Source organism: Corynebacterium sp. H130, from assembly GCF_037572395.1.
Lineage (GTDB): Bacteria > Actinomycetota > Actinomycetes > Mycobacteriales > Mycobacteriaceae > Corynebacterium.
This window is the reverse complement of the sequence record NZ_JBBHLA010000003.1, coordinates 16,976-33,691: the sequence shown is the minus strand read 5'-3', so window position 1 is coordinate 33,691 and position 16,716 is coordinate 16,976. Positions and strand designations below refer to the sequence as shown.

Sequence of the window (16,716 nt, the reverse complement as noted above, 5' to 3'; positions counted from 1 at the left end):
TCTTTTGTATAAAATGAGGCTATGAATCGAATTGCATTAGCTCTCATTCCGACTGTTGCGCTGTGTGGCTGCTCTGCCTTTGAAGATCTGCAAGGGGCAGCCCCACAGACCTCGGTCGTTGTGGTGACCGTGGAACAGGAAACGTCCGCAGCTCCAGCTAGCTCGTCGGCTTCCAGCAGCCAAGCGCAGCCGAGTAGCCAGGAGAAACCAAGCAGCGAGGCGAAGCCGAGTGCGCAGCCTGTGACGTCGCAAAGCGCGCCCGCGACGGGCCCATGCGACATTGACACGATCACGGCCGCGGCCACCAGCAAAGAGTTCAACCACGTCGCCTTTTGCGACGGCAAGTTTGCGTTGGTCGGTAAGTTTCAGACCGACTGGACTGCGCACATGATGTGGGAGAGCGGGGCGTGGCAGCCGATTATGCCTGATGGTGTCACGAAGACGGGCATGAGTCGGGCCTGCTATTCCGCGGAGAAGATGGCGCGCCTCAACCCGCCGCCGCAGATGAAGATGACTCCGTGCGACTAGTGTGAATATATCTGCGAGCATTGATTAGTCGGGGTTGATAGACTTACCGGGCGTACCTAGTGCTTCAACAAATAAGGACGCATGCCGCATGAGCGCACAAAAAATCGGTTTTGATCGCGACAAGTACATCGCGATGCAATCGCACCACATCAAAGAGCGTCGCGACCAGATCGGCGGCAAGCTGTATCTGGAAATGGGCGGCAAGCTTTTCGACGACATGCACGCCTCCCGCGTCCTCCCCGGCTTCACTCCAGACAACAAGATCGTCATGCTGGAGCAGCTGAAGGATGAACTCGAAATTCTCGTTTGCCTCAATGCCAAGGATCTGCAGCGACACAAAGTCCGCGCCGACCTTGGCATCACTTATGAAGAGGACGTGCTCCGCCTTATCGACGCGTTCCGCGAGCAAGGCTTCCTCGTCGAACACGTCGTCATGACCCAGACCGACGATGAAAACCTGCAGGCAGCAACCTTCAAGCAGCGCGCGGAGCGCCTCGGCCTGAAGGTGTCGATTCACCGAACCATCCCGGGCTACCCATCGAACACCAAGCTCGTGGTGTCTGAGGAAGGCCTGGGCCGGAATGAATACGCCGAAACGACGCGCGACCTGGTCGTCGTCACAGCCCCTGGCCCTGGTTCCGGCAAGCTGGCCACCTGCCTGTCGCAGATGTACCACGAGCACCAGCGCGGCATCCAGACCGGCTACGCCAAGTTCGAGACCTTCCCAATCTGGAACATCCCGCTGAACCACCCGGTCAACGAGGCCTACGAAGCTGCCACCGTGGACCTCGACGACAAGAACGTCATCGACCCATTCCACCTCCAGGCCTACGGCGAAACCACCGTCAACTACAACCGCGACGTCGAGGTATTCCCGCTGCTCAAGACCCTGCTGGAGAAGATCGCAGGCTCTTCGCCGTACCAGTCGCCAACCGACATGGGCGTCAACATGGCCGGCCACTGCATTTCCGACGACGCCGTCTGCCAGGAAGCCGGCCGCCAGGAAATCATCCGCCGCTATTACAAGGAACTCGTCGCCGAAGCGCGCGCCGAACTCGACCCAATCGGCTCCGAGCGCGTCGCAATGATCATGGGCCGCCTCGGTATCGAAACCTCCGAGCGCGCCGTCGTAGCTCCGGCTATCGCCTTGGCTGAGGAAACCGGTGCCCCTGCCGCTGCCCTCGAGCTTCAGGACGGCCGCATCGTCACCGGAAAAACCTCTGAACTGCTCGGTTGCTCTGCCGCCGTAGTCCTCAATGCGTTGAAGATCCTCGCCGGCATCCCAGACGACGTTCACTTGCTCTCCCCAGAGTCCATCGAGCCAATCCAGACCCTGAAGACTAAGCACCTCGGCTCCCGCAACCCGCGCCTGCACACCGACGAGGTTCTCATCGCCCTGTCCACCTCGGCTTCCACCGACGAGAACGCGCGCCTCGCGCTAGAAAAACTTCAGGACCTGCGCGGATGCGACATCCACACCACCACCATCCTCGGATCCGTGGACGAAGGAATCTTCCGCAACCTCGGCGTCCTGGTCACCTCCGAGCCGAAGTTCGCGAAGAAGAGTCTGTTTAGGAAGTAGGTTTTGGTTTACTGGCTTGGGCTGGTCTTCACGCTGAATTGCTGAGTTTAGGAACCCGAGTTTCGTAGCGAAATAGGGCTTCAGGGATGCTGTTTTGGGGTTTTTCGGACGAAACTCGGGTTCCTAAAGTTGTGGTTGGATTGGCTTACTGCGGAAAACGAACCTATTTGGCGCTCAACGCAGCCGGGCTCGTGAACCTTGATCTTAGGAACCCGAGTTTCGGAGCGAAACCGTGCTTCAAGGGTGCTATTCCGGTGCTTTTCTCCCGAAACTCGGGTTCCTAAACTCGCGGTTTCGTTGAGATCCACCGACCTACCACCGCTTAACCTCTAAAGGCATGCACCAAGTAGAACTGCGCGCCCGTCGCCTCATTGCCCAGCGCTTGGTGCCCAGTCGAAAGCTGGAAACCCCGCTCGACGCAGCCCGTTGGATGCTCGCGACGCAGGCGCAGCAGTTCGATTCAGGCGTGAAAGCGCTACAGTCTCGCTCTTTGTCGGGTGATCTTGAAGGCATCGTCCGTTGCTGGTCGCAGCGCGGGACTCACCATTTTCTTGCTGCCGAAGATGCCTCGTGGATGATGCGTCTTTGCGCGCCACGCGCTGAAGCTGCAGCTGCCAAGCGTCGCCCGGGACTGGGCATCACTCCAGACGACTATGCCAGGGCCAAAGCCGCCTTTCATGAGGCGCTTTCCGATGGTCCGGTGACCCGAGCACTGGCCTATGAAGTCATGGGCTTCGATGGCGTACAGGGCTCTCACCTGCTGCGATCCTTCGGCTCGGTGGGGGACGTGGTGCAGATCGACAAGGATGTGTTTGCCTTCGCGGGCCCGGGCAAAGAGCTCGAGGGCGATAATGCCCTTGCAGAGCTAGGCACCCGCTACTTCGACTCCCGTGGGCCTGCGACTGTCCAGGACCTTGCGTGGTGGAGTGGCCTTACGATCCGCGACGCTAAGCGGGCCACGGCTCTAGCGGAGGATGTGATTCAGGTTGGGGAGTACTACATGGGTGCGTACCAGGAAGAAGTATCCCTGGAGAGCGTGCTAGACAATCGGCTAGATCTGCCGGCTTTTGACGAGTACCTCCTCGGATACAAAGATCGATCAGCAGTTTGTCCTGCAGAATTAGTGCCGATTGTTGGGCCGACAAAGAATGGGATATGTCGACCATTTAGATTAAAAAGGGGTGTTGTTGAGGCATGATCGTGCCGGTTTGGTGCCTGTAAGGGCAAAATCGGCCCCTTAAACAGTCAAATAGGCACGATCGTGCCTATTCTTAAACCATGGAACTCATCCACGAAACGATCCGAACCAGGCGCAAAGAACTCGACCTCACTCAAGGAGACCTTGCAGATCTTGCCCAGGTGAGTGAGCGATTCGTGAGGTCTGTAGAAGCGGGTAAGGACACTGTTCGCGTCGATAAGCTGCGGGCAGTGTTGGCGGTCCTCGGTTTGGAATTGGCCACAGTGGTACATGTGCCGGACGCGCTGAAGTAAAACCACCTACCCTTGTCCCATGGGCCTTGAAATCCTCCTCGAGAACATCAAAACCTGGATCATCACGCACGGCATTTTCTTGACGCTGCTGGTCATCATTGGTTTCCTGATTCCGCGCGTGGGCCGACGGATCATCGCGAGTGTCGGTAGCACAATGGAAGAGGGCACGGAGGCTGCGAAGGGCCGTAAGGCCATTGTGGGTGCGATGGTGTACATCGCGGAGGCGATCGCCTACTTCTCCCTGGTCGTCGCTGCGATGAACAACCTGGGTATCAACTTGGCGGCTGCGGCGATCCCGGCGACGGTGGTCTCTGCTGCGGTCGGTTTCGGTTCCCAGAAAATCATCGGTGACCTGCTCGGTGGCTTCTTCATCATCACGGAAAAGCAGTACGGCGTGGGCGACTGGGTGAAGTTCTACGGCAGCGCTGCGACGGTGGAAGGCGATGTGGTCGACATGACGCTGCGCGCCACCACGATCCGAACGATCAACGGCGAAGAGATCACGGTCCCGAACGGGGAAGCGCGCCTGTGCGTCAATTCATCGGCACGCTGGGCACGCGCTGTCGTTAGCATCCCCGTCCCGATCACTGCTGGTGGTTCCATGACGGAAATCAACGCGCGCACGCTCGCAGCGGCGGAGGATGCGCTGCTTGAGCCGTCGATAAGCGAACACCTCCGTAGCGACATTACTTTCCAGCCCGCTACGGCCGTCACCCCGCCGTCCGCCATGGGTCTGCCATGGACCGCCACGATGCGCATCATGGTCGATGTCGCACCAGGAAAACAGTGGCTCATCGAGCGTGCCCTGCGCGCCGCGATCCTGGACGAATGGTGGGATGACTATGGCAAACGCGCCTCGGAAACCGGCCTCCTCGATGAAAACCTCAAGCACCTGCTGGACACCCAGGAGTTCCGCGCGATCCCTCCCGCGGCGTTGGCGCACACTCCGCTGACGCAGCCTCAGCCACAAGCCTCGGAAGCCTTGGCCAACGCGGCAGAAAACGCGGAAGTGCCCCGCGAGCAGGTCATGCGCGAAATCGAGGAGCGCGAAGACGAAGACGAAGGCAAACCACACAGCATGGCCGGCCTGCTCTCCCTCGGCGGCCACGTCCGCCCTTCGACCACCTTGCTGCTGCTTGGGTTGCTGATTGTGGGCATGCTCGGTTCCATGACGCTTAGCGACGGCACCGAAGGCGGCAAATCCGGCTGGCTGGCACCGAAGCCAGTCATCACTTCAGAAGCGCCTGCTCCGGCGCCGCCAGAGCCACCGGTATACGTGGAAACCCACACTCCGGAGACTTCCGAGGCGCCTGTTATGGAGACAGCGGTGCCCGTCGTGACGCCAACGCTGACGCCGACGGTGACTGCAACGTCTGTCGAGCAGACGACCACTGCTGAACCAGAGAATACCGAGGTCGCGACGCCGACTCCGTAAGCGTGTTCGATGTTTCGATTTTCGTGTCCGGCCCTCTTCATATGCTGCAGGCATGGAATTTGATGACGACGTTCGCGCAGTGACCTGCGTGCGAGTGATGGGGGAGTGAATACTTCGAGTAGCTGGTGGATGTTGCCAACGCCTTCAACTGCGAAGATAGGCAGGCGATGGTGCTCGTTGAGCAGATCGGAAAGTGGTACCGAGTGGTCATCGAATCCAACACTGCCATCTCCGGAGGCATGACCACCGCCCAACTGGGAGAGGCTATGCGCGACGCAGTGTGGGGACACGAACTACTCTGGGGCTCGTGCCTCGAAAGGCTCTGCGCCATTGCGCTGCCACGTTCCTCCGATCAGGAACTCTGACACGTAGGGCACCAGAACAAATTCCGGCCCTCCAACACCTGGTGCTGAACCTCCGTGCCGCAGACATGGCATGGCAAGCCCGCCCGGCGATAGACATAGACTTCACCGCCGTGGTCGTCCTTGCGCGGATCGCGTCCCATCGCCTCCGGGGTGTGCTCGAGACGAACAGTATCGATCCGACCCGCGGTCACTCCGTCCTGCATGAGCGTCACCAGGTCGGCCCAGAGCGCGTCAAACAGCTCCCGTGAAAGCTCCCGACCTGGCGTAAAAGGGCTTAACCCCAAGCGAAACAGTGGCTCGGCCCGATAGATATTCCCCACCCCGGCGAATAGCTTTTGGTCCATGAGCAACGAAGCAATCGTGCGGCTCGAACGGCTTACTCGCGTCCACAACCACTCCGGATCCGCATCAGCGCGCAACGGATCGGCGCCGAGTTTGGCCACCGCTTGTGCAACCTCATCTTCCGTCACCAGGCGACACCACTGCGGTCCAATCAGATCCGCAGCAACGCTAGAGTTGGCGATTCGTAGTCGCACGGTCGGGCCCGGATCCGAAAGCGGCGCCACCCGGAACTTCCCGATCAAACCAAGATGAATACTCACCACATGCGGACCCGCGAAATGGATGAACAACTGCTTGCCGTAGGCGTCGGCGTGAGTGAGGACATGGTCGTCGATAAGCGCTGCGGAGGTGGCGAACCGGCCCTGCGGTGAAGATACGCAGACGCGCTGGCCGGCGAACTCCTCGGTTAGGTCGCGGGCGAGTCGGTGGATGACGTGGCCTTCGGGCATGGAGCTAGCATAGTCAGCTCCTGCTGCACCGGGCGCCAATACCCGGCCCGATCGGCCAGTAACTCGCGGGGAAACTCCAGCTCGTCGAGTGTCGCTAGGTAGGACGGAATGAGGGCCCGCGGCAACCGCAGACCAACCGTGAGGTGCGGTGTCCACCGATCGCCACGCCCATCCGGATTCAGGGCGCTCAGCTCCCGGGCAGCCCGTTCGAGTTCTTCTGTGGTCTCCAGGAGAAAAGCCACGGTCTGCTTGGACTTGGTCCCGAAGACGACGGTGCCCACGCGACTGAAGGTCGCCGGGATTAGACCTGGCAGGAGCTCGCCAGCTCTAGATACCACTTCGGGTGGCATCGCCGGCGAAAACGTCAGGGTGATATGCGGAGTCTGGTGCTGCCTCGGGAAACCGCGCTCGGCCAGCTGGTCAAACAGCTGCCGGATGGCGGCGTCGTGCTCCGGTGATAGGTAAAGGAGCAAGTTCTCAGGAGAGGGCATAGGAATAGGGTAAGCACAACCCGGCGGGTGGGCATAAGCTCTGGGGGTATGACGATCACCGCACTGGCCACCGTCCGCACCATTGTTCCAGGTACCTGGACTGCCGCTACGCCGCTCCAGGACATCGCCGACATCACCAAGATTCAGTCCTTTGTTGGCCCCATCGAAACCGTGCAGCACCTAACCACCACACAGGGGCTCGAGCGCGCGGGAGGTCAGATGAACGCGGGGCTGTTCGCGCTGATCGAGCACACCCGGGCAACGCAGGTGGTCTACGAGTTCGCTGAGCTGCCAAGCGAGGAGTGGGCGGAGCAGGCCAACGCAATCTTCCTCATGGGGGACCAGCTGCGCAACATCGATGGCGAGGACCTTCTAAAACCCGAAAACCAGTACAGCGTCCCCTACCACCCGGACGCCCGCATGCGTGCCAGCCGCATCCGCGCTGACCTGGGGGTTTTGGGAATCAACGTGCTCGACGATCTCCCACCAGTGCGCAGCGAACACGAGCTGAAGCTGCGTGACCCACGCGAAGTGGCTCGACGTGCCTGCGCCCTCATCGTCGCCTCTGAAATCGCCGTCGCGTGGCACCACAACGAAAACATCATCGAGCCAATCCAGCACCGCATGCCTGATGCCTTCACCAGCTTCTCCCCGCGCGAGCAAGCGCTTATCGACGCCGTCCGGCTCGGTGACCGCAGCCCGGCGACCATGGAAGAAGTGATGCAACTGAGTTGGTCCTCGAAGGCAGCGCAGCCACTGATGCATGTGCTCGGTGCGATCGAGCTCCCCGCCCACATGACAGGCCGCGCCACCCCGCGCCCCGATGACCTTGCCGGGATCTCAGATGCGGAAGTAGTGGACGTTGCCGCCGACTGGGGATCCACTGAGTTCATTAAGAATTTCACCACATTGTCGGAACCGGCAGAAGTCTGTGACCTATATGAATACGTCCGTTCGATCCGCTGGGTGGCCGTGGACGAAACCCTACGCCCAGAGGATCCGCACCACGTGGACGAGCGCACAGGCAGCGCGCTGATGGAATGGCACAAGGCGCTAGCCTGGCTCACTGACCCGGGAGTGCCGTGGGACGACACCCCAACACACACCTAGGTAATCTTTAAACCATGGTCAATTTCATTAGCCTTCCCACCGAGGACCTTATGGCTCCTGCCACCTCCACCATCGGGGCGATCCACGGTGCCGGTTCCTTCACGGAACTCATCGAGGAGTTCGACAGCCTTCAGCACGAGGGCCACCTAATGCTGGTGCTCGAAGAAGGCGACCAGATGTTTTACACCGCCAGCCATGCCGGCGAACACCACTTCGAAGTGGCTGACATCGACTACGAGGACGACGACGCCGCCTTCGAAGCCGCCCTGGCCGCGGACCGACGCACACAGCTGGAAAACGAACCCCTGGCCTGGTCAGATATCGAAGGGGCGCTCCCGCTCAACGAGGAAGGCGTGGCGGTAATCGAGAAGGTCAACCGTGACCTCGACCTACTCGTGGACCCATACCACTGCGTGCAGCGCCTACCGGAGCACAGCCCGCTCGCCTGGCTCGCAGACCAACCAAACGGCTACTTCGCCGGAGACCTCACCCCGCAGCAAGTACTCGCGCTGTGCACCTGCATCGAAGCCACCACCCCTTACAGAATGCTCGGAATGGGTGGCAACTTTGTGGCTTTTCGTAAGGGGCCGGAGGGCGTCGATAAGCCTGCGTTGCAGCGCGACCTCGCGCATGTCTTCGGCGCGGAGCTGGACCTGCCATTCGGCGAGTTCCTGATCCTGCCGTACTCAGAGGCCGTGGACCAATACCTCGAGCGCATGCAATGAAGGCGCTAATCTACTACCTCCCGGTCATCATCCTGCTGACCCTGCTGAAGGGCTACTTCGTCATCGGGCACCTGTGGCGCAAGGACGCCCACCACATCCGCGAGCTCCAGCTCGTCCCGTTCAACGACTTCGTCGCCGCCACCAGTATCTTTGGGCCCTTGTTCAATGCGGTCGGCAACGTGGTGCTGTTCGTGCCGCTGGGGCTGCTGGCCTATCAGCAGCTTCGCGACGTCCGTCGCACCGTCGCCCTGGGCCTGGTGCTGTCCTTGTGCATCGAAGTCCTGCAGTACGTGTTTGCCTTGGGTATTTCGGATACGGACGACCTTGTTTTGAACACCTGTGGCGCGTTGGTGGGCGCGCTGCTTGCTCGCTTCGTGCCTTGGGATCGGTTCTGGCGCTGGTCCTGTGTGGCATTCGCCACCTTCATTTACGTGTTGTACCTGCTTGGGCCCCGTTTAGGCTCCGAGGAAGCCATGGTCGAGGCTTTAGGGATTTGGGGCAGCTACCACTAAACTCGGATACATGCAGCGCATCAGCAAGATCCTCCTTTACTACAAGTTCCTCCCGCTCTCCGACCCAAAGGCCGTGATGATGTGGCAGCGCGAACTCTGCGAACGCCTCGGACTCAAGGGCCGCATCCTCATCTCCGAGCACGGCATCAACGGCACCGTCGGTGGCGACATGGATGCCTGCAAAGAATACGTGAAGAAGTGCAAAGAGTACTTCGGCAAGATGGAATTCAAATGGTCCGATGGTGGCGCTGAAGACTTCCCACGCCTGTCTGTCAAGGTCCGCGACGAGATCGTGGCCTTCGGCGCGCCGGGCGAGCTCAAGGTGGACGAGAACGGCGTGATCGGCGGCGGCGTGCACTTGAAGCCTGCCCAGGTGAACAAGCTGGTGGAAGAGCGCGGCGACGAGGTCGTGTTCTTCGATGGGCGCAACGCCATGGAAGCCCAGATCGGCAAGTTCAAGAACGCCGTGGTCCCAGACGTGGAGACCACCCACGATTTCATCCGCGAGCTTGAATCCGGCAAGTACGACTGGATGAAGGACAAGCCGGTCGTCTCCTACTGCACCGGTGGTATCCGCTGCGAAATCCTGTCCGCGCTGATGAAAAACCGCGGCTTCAAAGAGGTCTACCAGATCGACGGCGGCATCGTCCGATACGGCGAAAAGTTCGGCAACGACGGCCTATGGGAAGGCTCGCTGTATGTCTTCGATAAGCGCATGCACACCGAGTTCGGCATGGGCGTGGAGGATCCTGGGTTCGTGCAGCTTGGCCACTGCGTGCACTGTGGTAAGGCCACCAACAAGTTCGAGAATTGCTCGAATCTCGACTGCCGCACGCAGACCCTCATGTGCGAGGACTGCGCTGCCGATCCGGCGAAGCGCACCTGTGGCAAGGAAGAGTGCGCGGAGATCGTCGCGCGGAATTTGGTGTAGCAGACTGTAGGAATTGGGGGTTTTCGTCGGTCTGCTTATCCAAATTCGGCAAGCCCCTACTGCCCGACCAACGCCATCGTTCCGAATCCCGTCATAATGGTCATCGCCCACGGGATGAGGAACCAAATGACGCCGAACCACGGCTGCCACAGGTCGTAGTGCTTCCATTTTCGGTACAGAATCACCATCGCGCCGATGACGGACAGGAAAGAAAAACCGCCGGTCACGGTTGGGAAAAGAATCTCGTAGCGACGCGAGCAGATCAGCGTCCGTGCGCCCTCGTAGCACATTGGCCCGCCCTGCGATTTGGACAGGAAAATGATCACCAGGGCGATGATGATGGATCCGACGCACGATCCAATCGTGTACAAAATCGCCTGCTTAATGGACAGGCGCGCACGTTCGCGTCGTAGCTGCGGGTTGGCCATCAGGTCGAGTTCGCTCACGCGGTGCTTGGTGTTCCCCGGGACGCGGTCGAGCTCGGGGTCGATGTAGTAGCCATGCTGATCCGTCATCGAAAACCTCCTAACCGGTAACTTTACCGCGCGGCCGCAGCGTCACCTCATGTGGATGGGCGTCAGCGGGGGTGAGCAGCGCATTAACGACGGCTTGCGCCACCGTCACCGGAGAAAGGTAATTGTCCAGATCGTAGCTGCCGCCTTCGGAGGCGACGATCTTTTCCTGCATTGGCGTATCGATACGCCCAGGGTGAATTCCGGTCACACGGATGAGCGGTTCTTCGGCGCGAAGCGCGTCGCACCAGGCTTTTGCTGCGAATTTGGAGGCAGCGTAGGAACCCCAACCTGGGTTGGCGCGCAGGCCGGCGCCGGAGTTGAGATAAATGACATGCCCGTGAGATTCGCGCAGCTGAGGCAAGTAAAACGAGGTCAGCTCGACTGGAGCGTACAGGTTGACTTCCATCGCCTCGTGCCAGTCCGACATAGGAGCCTCGGACACCTTCCCGAGCGAGCACACGCCAGCGCAGTGGATCAAGGCGTCCACGCGGTCAAGCGTGGGCCAGTATCCGAGAGATGGGAAGCTGGACTTCCACCAGTTCGCTTCCGGGATGTCGCCTGGCGAGGTGCGGTACTGGGCGTAGACCTGCCAACCTTCGTCGATAAGCTGGCGCGTGACTTCGAGGCCGATGCCGCCGCTGGCGCCGGTGACAATGGCGGTTTTCATCGTGCTACTGGCCTAATAAGTGCTGGTACGGGGGCGTATTGCAGGATGTGGCTGGTGGCCGATCCGACGAATACGCGCTCAAGGGGATTCATGGGCGCGCTGGAAAGGGTGAGCAGGTCGCCCTTCTTCCATTTGACGGCGTCGATCGCGCCGGCCCAGTTTCCGCCACTGCCGATTTCGGTCTCGATGGTGAGATTCGGGAATTCGGAGGCGACTTCGTCTTTCGCGCGATCGAGGAGGGCGAAGAGGTGTTCGCGCCACTGGACCGAGATTTCGGTTTGGACGGTAAGCGGGTCGAGGAGGACGGAGTCGTCGAGGATGTCAGGGGCGAACGCCACGATGCGCAGCGGTAGGTCCCATTCGGCGGCGCGCATGGCGGTGTCACGCAGTGCGGCGCTGTCCTGCTCGCCATCGATGAAACCGTAGGTCAGGCGGGTGATGCCACGCTTGGACAGCTTGGTGCTGGACGGCATGAGGCCGATGAGCGTTGGGGTGGAATGTAGCAGAGATTCCATGGTGGAGCCTGCCAGGAAGCGCCCCTTCACGGTCACGTCATCGGAGTTCATCAGGATCAGGTCAGCCCCGAAATCCTTCGCCGCCTTCGCCAGCAGCGCAGACTCCGACGGCCCATCCAGAAACAGCGCGACTGTGTCGTCCCAGTATTCCTCCGGAATCCCCGAGGAGCTCAGCGCCTTCCGAGCCGCAGCGACGCAGCCTTCGGTTTCCTTGGCGTGCCACTTTTGGTACTTGCCACCGAGCTTGGCAATGCTTGTCGACGGCCAGGGGCGCACAAACGTGGTGACCATGCGAATTTGGATCGGTGAAGTGCGAGCAAGCCAGGAGGCGTAATCAAGCACTGCGGCGTTGTCCGAGTTCTTGCCCTGGTGTGGCTTCCAGGCCACGAGGACGCGAATGTCGGAAACGTCGTTCGACTTTTTGGCTGTTTTTTTGGCCATGTAGGTGCGAGCTCAACTTCTAGAGACAGGTAATGCGCCACCAAAGGCAAAGGTGAACGCAAGTTAAATACCGTTAAATTCTATCAGCTCAAGCCTAAACCCGAAAAAAACTAGTCGAAAGACTCACTTGAATAGCGGTCTGCCATTTTGTTGATCACTGGGACGATGCGAGCAACGAGCTCCAGTTCGTCTGGATCGAGTGTTTCGAGCATCTTGGCGAAGTGCTGGGTGCGCTCGTTGCCCACCTTGGTGAGCTCCTCGCGGCCCTTCTTGGTGATTTTGACCAGCACGCCACGGCGATCGGACTGGTCGCGGACTCGCTCAACCAATTCGCGCTGCTCGAGTTGGTGCAGGGAATTGGATGCGGTTGGCATGCGGATGCCTTCCTTGCGGGCGACGTCGCTAATGCGCTCGGGGGTGCCGTCCATCAAGTGGGTGAGGATGGTGAGCTGCGGGCCGGTGAGGGAAGACTGGGCTGCTTTGCGGAAGTAGGTGACGTACAGAGTCGTCATCGCGGGTCGGATGGCGTCAGAAATCTGCTCAGGTGTGAGGTCGCCAGGGGTATCCGAGTTGATCATGTTCCCATGAAACCACAATGGGGCTAACTATTTCCATCGCGAAAATAGTTAGCCCCACAAAAGTAGGTATTAGCCCTTAATGAATTCCTCGAGCTGCGCGCGAGCCTCATCGTCAGGAAGCTGACGTGGAGGGGACTTCATCAGGTAAGAGGATGCCGGGTGGATCGGGCCGGACAGCCCGCGGTCCAGGGCGATCTTTGTGGCGCGGACGGCGTCGATAATGATGCCCGCGGAGTTGGGGGAGTCCCACACCTCGAGCTTGTATTCGAGGTTCAGTGGCACCTCGCCGAAGGCCTTGCCCTCGAGGCGGACGTAGGCCCACTTGCGGTCGTCGAGCCATTCAACGTAGTCAGATGGGCCGATGTGGACGTTGCGGTCCTCGACCTTGCCCGCGATTGGAGAGGACTTCAGGTTGGAGGTCACGGCCTGCGTCTTGGAGATCTTCTTGGACTCCAGGCGCTCACGCTCCAGCATGTTCTTGAAGTCCATGTTGCCGCCGACGTTGAGCTGCATGGTGCGCTCCAGGCGGACGCCACGCTCTTCGAAGAGGCGGGCCATCACGCGGTGGGTAATGGTGGCGCCGACCTGGGACTTGATGTCATCGCCGACGATCGGCAGGCCAGCATCAACGAACTTCTGAGCCCACTCCGGGTCGGAAGCGATGAACACAGGCAGGGCATTGACGAAGGCGCAACCAGCGTCGATGGCGGCCTGAGCGTAGAACTTGTCGGCCTGCTCGGAACCCACTGGGAGATAGGAGACGACCACATCTACTTCCGCAGCCTTGAGGGCTGCGACGACGTCCACTGGCTCAGCATCGGACTCGGCGATGGTCTCCTTGTAGTACTTGCCCAGGCCGTCGAGGGTTGGGCCACGCTTTACTTCGACGCCGAGGTGAGGGACGTCGGCAATCTTGATGGTGCAGTTCTTGCTGGAACGCAGGGCATCGGAAAGGTCCTTGCCCACCTTGTCGGCGTCCACGTCAAACGCTGCCACGAACTCCACATCGGAGATGTGGTAGTCGCCGAACTGGACGTGCATGAGGCCCGGAACGGTCTCGGTGGCAGGGGTGTCGCGGTAGAACTGGACGCCTTCCACGAGGGAGGTTGCGCAGTTGCCGCAACCGACGATGGCGACCCGAACTTTAGATTCGCTCAACTTCTTTGTCACTTCCTTGGTGGGAAACTTGATCTAACCCCTCCCAACCTAGTACCTGTTTTTGGCCACTCAGCAGGCTTAATCGATCAAGAACCGATGTTGATCGATTCAGAAGATCGCGGGCGTGAGGTCTAGGTGATATGCCACCCAAGGCCATATACTGGCTCGGTGGTCGTCTTTAGCTCTGTGGTAAGTCACCGGTTCGCGCGCGCACGCGTGCTCCGCAGGTGGCAAGCGGGGCTGACACGCAAGGAAGAACTATGCGACGCTGACTTCCTCCTTGTAACAGCAGGAAACTTCCATGGGGAAGCTGCGCCGTACCCGTGTCCCATCTGTGAAAGTGGGAAACTTCGCCACGTGCTTTGGATTTATGGCGAGCACTTGGGGAAAATGTCAGGTACGGCACGTGATCTTGCTGAAATTGAACGGATTGCTGAGACCAACAAGCCGTTCACCGTGCACACTGTAGAGGTATGCCCGGACTGTCGATGGAATCATTTGTTGCAAGTTGCAACAGCCTGACGGGGCTTAACCGACCGGGATTGTTAAGGAATGGACGAAGAAGTAGTGACCAGCAAAGCTAAGACTTCAGGTGGCAAGCGTCGCCAGAAGAATAATCGGAAGTCGCTGTGGGCAGTGCTCGTCAGCGTGTTGGCCATCGCGATTGTGGTCCCCGCGTTTCTGCTGAGCAGCATGTATGTTGCCGCCGACGTGCCCGAACCCAAGGAACTGGTGAACAAGCAGATTTCCTTGATCATGGCTTCCGATGGTTCCACTGAACTTGCGCGCGTCGTGCCTCCAGAAGGCAACCGCTCCCACGTTGAGCTGGAGAACATTCCGGAACCAGTGATCAACGCGGTGCTGGCAGCAGAGGACCGCGAGTTCTACACCAACAAGGGCTACTCGATCACCGGCTACGGCCGTGCCATCCTCGGTCAGCTGCGTGGCGACGACAGTGCCGGCGGTGGCTCCACCATCACGCAGCAGTACGTCAAGAACACCGTGGTGGGCAACGAGCGCTCCATCAAGCGCAAGATCCACGAACTGATCTATTCCGCAAAAATGACCAAGGAATGGTCCAAGGAAGACATCCTCGAGGCCTACCTCAACACCATCTACTTCGGTCGCAACTCCTACGGCGTCGCTGCTGCGTCCAAGGCGTATTTTGGCAAGGACATCTCCCAGCTGACCGCAGCCGAGGGAGCAGTGCTCGCGGCGTCGATTCAGCGTCCAAGCCAGCTCGACCCGTGGAACAACCGAGCCGCAGCCGAGGACCGCTGGAACTATGTTCTGGACGGCATGGTCTCCACCGGCAAACTGTCCCAGGCCGAGCGCGACGCTGCGGTCTACCCAGAAACTACCGACCCAGCCCTCAACCGCGCCTACACCGAAGCCACCGGTACCAACGGTCTGATCAAGAATCACGTCATGTGGGAGCTTGCTGAACTCGGCATCACCGAGGAGGACGTCGAAACGCGTGGCCTGCGCGTGACGACGACCATTGACCCGCAAGTCCAGGAGAACACCGTCAACTCGGTGCACACCCTGCTTCAGGGCGAGGACCCTAAGATCCGCACCGCTTCGGTCACCATCGACCACAACACCGGTGCCATCCGTGGCTACTACGGTGGCGAGGAAGCATCCGGTTGGGACTACGCCAACTCCGGCCTGCAGACCGGTTCTACCTTCAAGATCTTCGGCTTCGCAGCCGCCATGCAGCAGGGCATTTCCCCGAACGCCTACTACAGCTCCGGCCCGGTTCGGACCGGTAACGTCGAGGTTGGCAACGCATTCGGCTCGACCTGTGGCACCTGTTCCATCAGCCAGGCGCTGAAGGAATCCCTGAACACCTCCTTCATTCGCCTGCAGAAGGACCTGGAGAACGGCCCGAAGGATACCGCCGACATGGCGCACGCTCTGGGCGTTGCACGTTCCCTACCGGGGATCGAGAAGACGCTGTCTGAAAATGGTGGCGACCCTTACGAAGGCGTCATCCTTGGCCAGTACGAATCCCGCCCGCTCGACATGGCCGTTGGCCTGGGCACCCTCGCTAACGAGGGCATCTGGCACAAGCCACACTTCGTGGAGAAGGTCGAGACCGCTGACGGTGAACTGCTGTACCAGCACGAAGCCAATGACGGCGAGCGTCGCATCAGCAAGGTAGCCGCAGACAACACGATCAAGGCAATGGGCCCAATCGCAGCGTGGTCCAACGGCGCGCTCGCAGGTGGCCGCCCATCCGCTGCAAAGACCGGTACCGCCCAGCTCGGCGACACCGGCAACAACAAGGACGCCTGGATGATCGGCGCTACCCCACAGCTCACCACCGCAGTGTGGGTTGGCACCGTCGACAACTCCGCGCTCCTCAATGCGTGGGGCGGCAACATGTACGGCGCAGGCTTGCCGACGCAAATCTGGAAGTCCGTGATGGACAAGTCCCTCTCGGGCAAAGACTTCGAGTACTTCCCAGAGGCAGAGCCAATCATTGGAAATCCAAACAAGTACTACTCCAACCAGGCTCCGGTACCGGTTGCGCCTCGTAGCTCTTCTACCGGCTCGGCCCCAACCTCCAAGGAGAAGGAGCCAGACGTGGCTGAGGTTCCACCAGTGGAAGAAGCGCCTGCTCCAGCTCCGGCTCCACTGCCGGTGCCAGCTCCGCAGCTGCCACCACCGCCAAATCTGAATGACCTTTTGAAGCCACGAAGGTAGCCACTTACACCCCTGCAAATCGTGCAGGGGTGTTTTTCTTCTATGTACTGTGTCTGCGCAGCGGTTACAGTGTTACTGAACTATCGCAGTGCTTTTCGTAAAAGGAGTTTGAGCTAGTGGAGGCAACCACCCCAAGGGTGAAGAAGAACATCACCACTCGAGCAGTCTCACA

At 60.0% G+C, this 16,716-nt stretch carries 19 protein-coding genes; 12 read left to right on the top strand and 7 right to left on the bottom strand.

All coding sequences use genetic code 11. The annotated features are described in order from the left end of the window. Nucleotides 1-21 precede the first annotated feature (21 nt). The 6 genes from WG939_RS06370 (at nt 22) to WG939_RS06345 (ending at nt 5,401) form a co-directional block, all read left to right on the top strand. Nucleotides 22-528 carry a hypothetical protein gene (locus tag WG939_RS06370; protein WP_339983847.1) on the top strand — a complete coding sequence of 169 codons (507 nt, stop codon included), beginning with the start codon at nt 22-24 and terminating at the stop codon, nt 526-528. Between the two features lie 88 nt (nt 529-616). Beyond that, nucleotides 617-2,110 carry a DUF1846 domain-containing protein gene (locus tag WG939_RS06365; RefSeq protein WP_339983845.1) on the top strand — a complete coding sequence of 498 codons (1,494 nt, stop codon included), beginning with the start codon at nt 617-619 and terminating at the stop codon, nt 2,108-2,110. A gap of 337 nt (nt 2,111-2,447) precedes the next feature. After that, nucleotides 2,448-3,308 (top strand): DNA glycosylase AlkZ-like family protein, encoded by an 861-nt coding sequence (locus WG939_RS06360; RefSeq protein ID WP_339983843.1) that lies wholly within the window; start codon nt 2,448-2,450, stop codon nt 3,306-3,308. Between the two features lie 80 nt (nt 3,309-3,388). After that, nucleotides 3,389-3,601 (top strand): helix-turn-helix transcriptional regulator, encoded by a 213-nt coding sequence (locus WG939_RS06355; RefSeq protein WP_339983841.1) that lies wholly within the window; start codon nt 3,389-3,391, stop codon nt 3,599-3,601. Nucleotides 3,602-3,620: 19 nt separating this feature from the next. Further along, on the top strand, nt 3,621-5,036 hold the full coding sequence (locus WG939_RS06350) for a mechanosensitive ion channel family protein (protein WP_339983839.1): 1,416 nt from the start codon (nt 3,621-3,623) through the stop codon (nt 5,034-5,036). Nucleotides 5,037-5,161: 125 nt separating this feature from the next. Next, complete coding sequence (locus WG939_RS06345; protein ID WP_339983837.1) at nt 5,162-5,401, top strand: hypothetical protein; 240 nt, start codon at nt 5,162-5,164, stop codon at nt 5,399-5,401. Here WG939_RS06345 and WG939_RS06340 read toward each other — a convergent pair. Together WG939_RS06340 and WG939_RS06335 are read right to left on the bottom strand one after the other, a co-directional pair. After that, nucleotides 5,389-6,192 carry an Fpg/Nei family DNA glycosylase gene (locus WG939_RS06340; protein WP_339984539.1) on the bottom strand — a complete coding sequence of 268 codons (804 nt, stop codon included), beginning with the start codon at nt 6,190-6,192 and terminating at the stop codon, nt 5,389-5,391. The genes WG939_RS06345 and WG939_RS06340 overlap by 13 nt on opposite strands. After that, nucleotides 6,150-6,683, bottom strand: coding sequence for a 2'-5' RNA ligase family protein (locus WG939_RS06335; protein ID WP_339983835.1), 534 nt, complete (start codon nt 6,681-6,683; stop codon nt 6,150-6,152). The genes WG939_RS06340 and WG939_RS06335 overlap by 43 nt, the downstream gene beginning before the upstream one ends. A gap of 48 nt (nt 6,684-6,731) precedes the next feature. Here WG939_RS06335 and WG939_RS06330 point away from each other — a divergent pair, with 48 nt between their 5' ends. From WG939_RS06330 to trhO, 4 genes are read left to right on the top strand one after another with little or no spacing between them, the layout of a single operon-like run. Next, a complete protein-coding gene (locus tag WG939_RS06330; RefSeq protein WP_339983833.1) occupies nt 6,732-7,793 on the top strand; it encodes a DUF4272 domain-containing protein in 1,062 nt (353 codons plus the stop codon). Between the two features lie 14 nt (nt 7,794-7,807). Then, nucleotides 7,808-8,518 carry a hypothetical protein gene (locus WG939_RS06325; RefSeq protein WP_339983831.1) on the top strand — a complete coding sequence of 237 codons (711 nt, stop codon included), beginning with the start codon at nt 7,808-7,810 and terminating at the stop codon, nt 8,516-8,518. Further along, the gene (locus WG939_RS06320; RefSeq protein ID WP_339983829.1) at nt 8,515-9,030 is read left to right on the top strand and encodes a VanZ family protein; all 516 of its coding nucleotides are present in this window, start codon (nt 8,515-8,517) and stop codon (nt 9,028-9,030) included. The genes WG939_RS06325 and WG939_RS06320 overlap by 4 nt, the downstream gene beginning before the upstream one ends. A 10-nt stretch (nt 9,031-9,040) precedes the next feature. Beyond that, entirely contained in the window at nt 9,041-9,961 is a 921-nt protein-coding gene (gene trhO, locus WG939_RS06315) for an oxygen-dependent tRNA uridine(34) hydroxylase TrhO (protein ID WP_339983827.1), read from the top strand. A gap of 56 nt (nt 9,962-10,017) precedes the next feature. Here the strand turns inward: trhO and WG939_RS06310 are convergent, their stop codons facing one another. The 5 genes from WG939_RS06310 to WG939_RS06290 all read right to left on the bottom strand — a co-directional run bounded on the left by WG939_RS06310 (nt 10,018) and on the right by WG939_RS06290 (nt 13,835). After that, nucleotides 10,018-10,476 carry a hypothetical protein gene (locus WG939_RS06310; protein ID WP_339983825.1) on the bottom strand — a complete coding sequence of 153 codons (459 nt, stop codon included), beginning with the start codon at nt 10,474-10,476 and terminating at the stop codon, nt 10,018-10,020. Nucleotides 10,477-10,486: 10 nt separating this feature from the next. Continuing rightward, nucleotides 10,487-11,143: an SDR family oxidoreductase gene (locus WG939_RS06305; RefSeq protein WP_339983823.1), complete on the bottom strand. Its 657-nt coding sequence runs from the start codon at nt 11,141-11,143 to the stop codon at nt 10,487-10,489. Beyond that, nucleotides 11,140-12,099 carry a universal stress protein gene (locus WG939_RS06300; protein ID WP_339983821.1) on the bottom strand — a complete coding sequence of 320 codons (960 nt, stop codon included), beginning with the start codon at nt 12,097-12,099 and terminating at the stop codon, nt 11,140-11,142. Before WG939_RS06300 ends, WG939_RS06305 begins: the two co-directional genes overlap by 4 nt. Before the next feature lie 110 nt (nt 12,100-12,209). Continuing rightward, entirely contained in the window at nt 12,210-12,677 is a 468-nt protein-coding gene (locus WG939_RS06295; RefSeq protein WP_339983819.1) for a MarR family winged helix-turn-helix transcriptional regulator, read from the bottom strand. 69 nt (nt 12,678-12,746) lie between these two features. Beyond that, on the bottom strand, nt 12,747-13,835 hold the full coding sequence (locus tag WG939_RS06290) for an inositol-3-phosphate synthase (protein WP_339983817.1): 1,089 nt from the start codon (nt 13,833-13,835) through the stop codon (nt 12,747-12,749). A 168-nt stretch (nt 13,836-14,003) separates the two neighbouring features. Here WG939_RS06290 and WG939_RS06285 point away from each other — a divergent pair, with 168 nt between their 5' ends. Both WG939_RS06285 and WG939_RS06280 read left to right on the top strand, forming a co-directional pair. Then, nucleotides 14,004-14,357, top strand: coding sequence for a DUF5318 family protein (locus WG939_RS06285; protein WP_339983815.1), 354 nt, complete (start codon nt 14,004-14,006; stop codon nt 14,355-14,357). Between the two features lie 30 nt (nt 14,358-14,387). Continuing rightward, the gene (locus WG939_RS06280; RefSeq protein ID WP_339983813.1) at nt 14,388-16,544 is read left to right on the top strand and encodes a transglycosylase domain-containing protein; all 2,157 of its coding nucleotides are present in this window, start codon (nt 14,388-14,390) and stop codon (nt 16,542-16,544) included. Nucleotides 16,545-16,716: the final 172 nt, after the last annotated feature.

What these genes read in the sequence shown, in the direction of transcription:
- WG939_RS06360 (WP_339983843.1), top strand. Translation starts at nt 2,448, where the DNA reads ATGCACCAAGTAGAACTGCGCGCCCGTCGCCTCATTGCCCAGCGCTTG.
- WG939_RS06300 (WP_339983821.1), bottom strand. Translation starts at nt 12,099, where the DNA reads ATGGCCAAAAAAACAGCCAAAAAGTCGAACGACGTTTCCGACATTCGC.
- WG939_RS06355 (WP_339983841.1), top strand. Translation starts at nt 3,389, where the DNA reads ATGGAACTCATCCACGAAACGATCCGAACCAGGCGCAAAGAACTCGAC.
- WG939_RS06365 (WP_339983845.1), top strand. Translation starts at nt 617, where the DNA reads ATGAGCGCACAAAAAATCGGTTTTGATCGCGACAAGTACATCGCGATG.
- WG939_RS06350 (WP_339983839.1), top strand. Translation starts at nt 3,621, where the DNA reads ATGGGCCTTGAAATCCTCCTCGAGAACATCAAAACCTGGATCATCACG.
- WG939_RS06295 (WP_339983819.1), bottom strand. Translation starts at nt 12,677, where the DNA reads ATGATCAACTCGGATACCCCTGGCGACCTCACACCTGAGCAGATTTCT.
- WG939_RS06325 (WP_339983831.1), top strand. Translation starts at nt 7,808, where the DNA reads ATGGTCAATTTCATTAGCCTTCCCACCGAGGACCTTATGGCTCCTGCC.
- WG939_RS06305 (WP_339983823.1), bottom strand. Translation starts at nt 11,143, where the DNA reads ATGAAAACCGCCATTGTCACCGGCGCCAGCGGCGGCATCGGCCTCGAA.
- trhO (WP_339983827.1), top strand. Translation starts at nt 9,041, where the DNA reads ATGCAGCGCATCAGCAAGATCCTCCTTTACTACAAGTTCCTCCCGCTC.
- WG939_RS06310 (WP_339983825.1), bottom strand. Translation starts at nt 10,476, where the DNA reads ATGACGGATCAGCATGGCTACTACATCGACCCCGAGCTCGACCGCGTC.
- WG939_RS06370 (WP_339983847.1), top strand. Translation starts at nt 22, where the DNA reads ATGAATCGAATTGCATTAGCTCTCATTCCGACTGTTGCGCTGTGTGGC.
- WG939_RS06280 (WP_339983813.1), top strand. Translation starts at nt 14,388, where the DNA reads ATGGACGAAGAAGTAGTGACCAGCAAAGCTAAGACTTCAGGTGGCAAG.
- WG939_RS06335 (WP_339983835.1), bottom strand. Translation starts at nt 6,683, where the DNA reads ATGCCCTCTCCTGAGAACTTGCTCCTTTACCTATCACCGGAGCACGAC.
- WG939_RS06330 (WP_339983833.1), top strand. Translation starts at nt 6,732, where the DNA reads ATGACGATCACCGCACTGGCCACCGTCCGCACCATTGTTCCAGGTACC.
- WG939_RS06340 (WP_339984539.1), bottom strand. Translation starts at nt 6,192, where the DNA reads ATGCCCGAAGGCCACGTCATCCACCGACTCGCCCGCGACCTAACCGAG.
- WG939_RS06320 (WP_339983829.1), top strand. Translation starts at nt 8,515, where the DNA reads ATGAAGGCGCTAATCTACTACCTCCCGGTCATCATCCTGCTGACCCTG.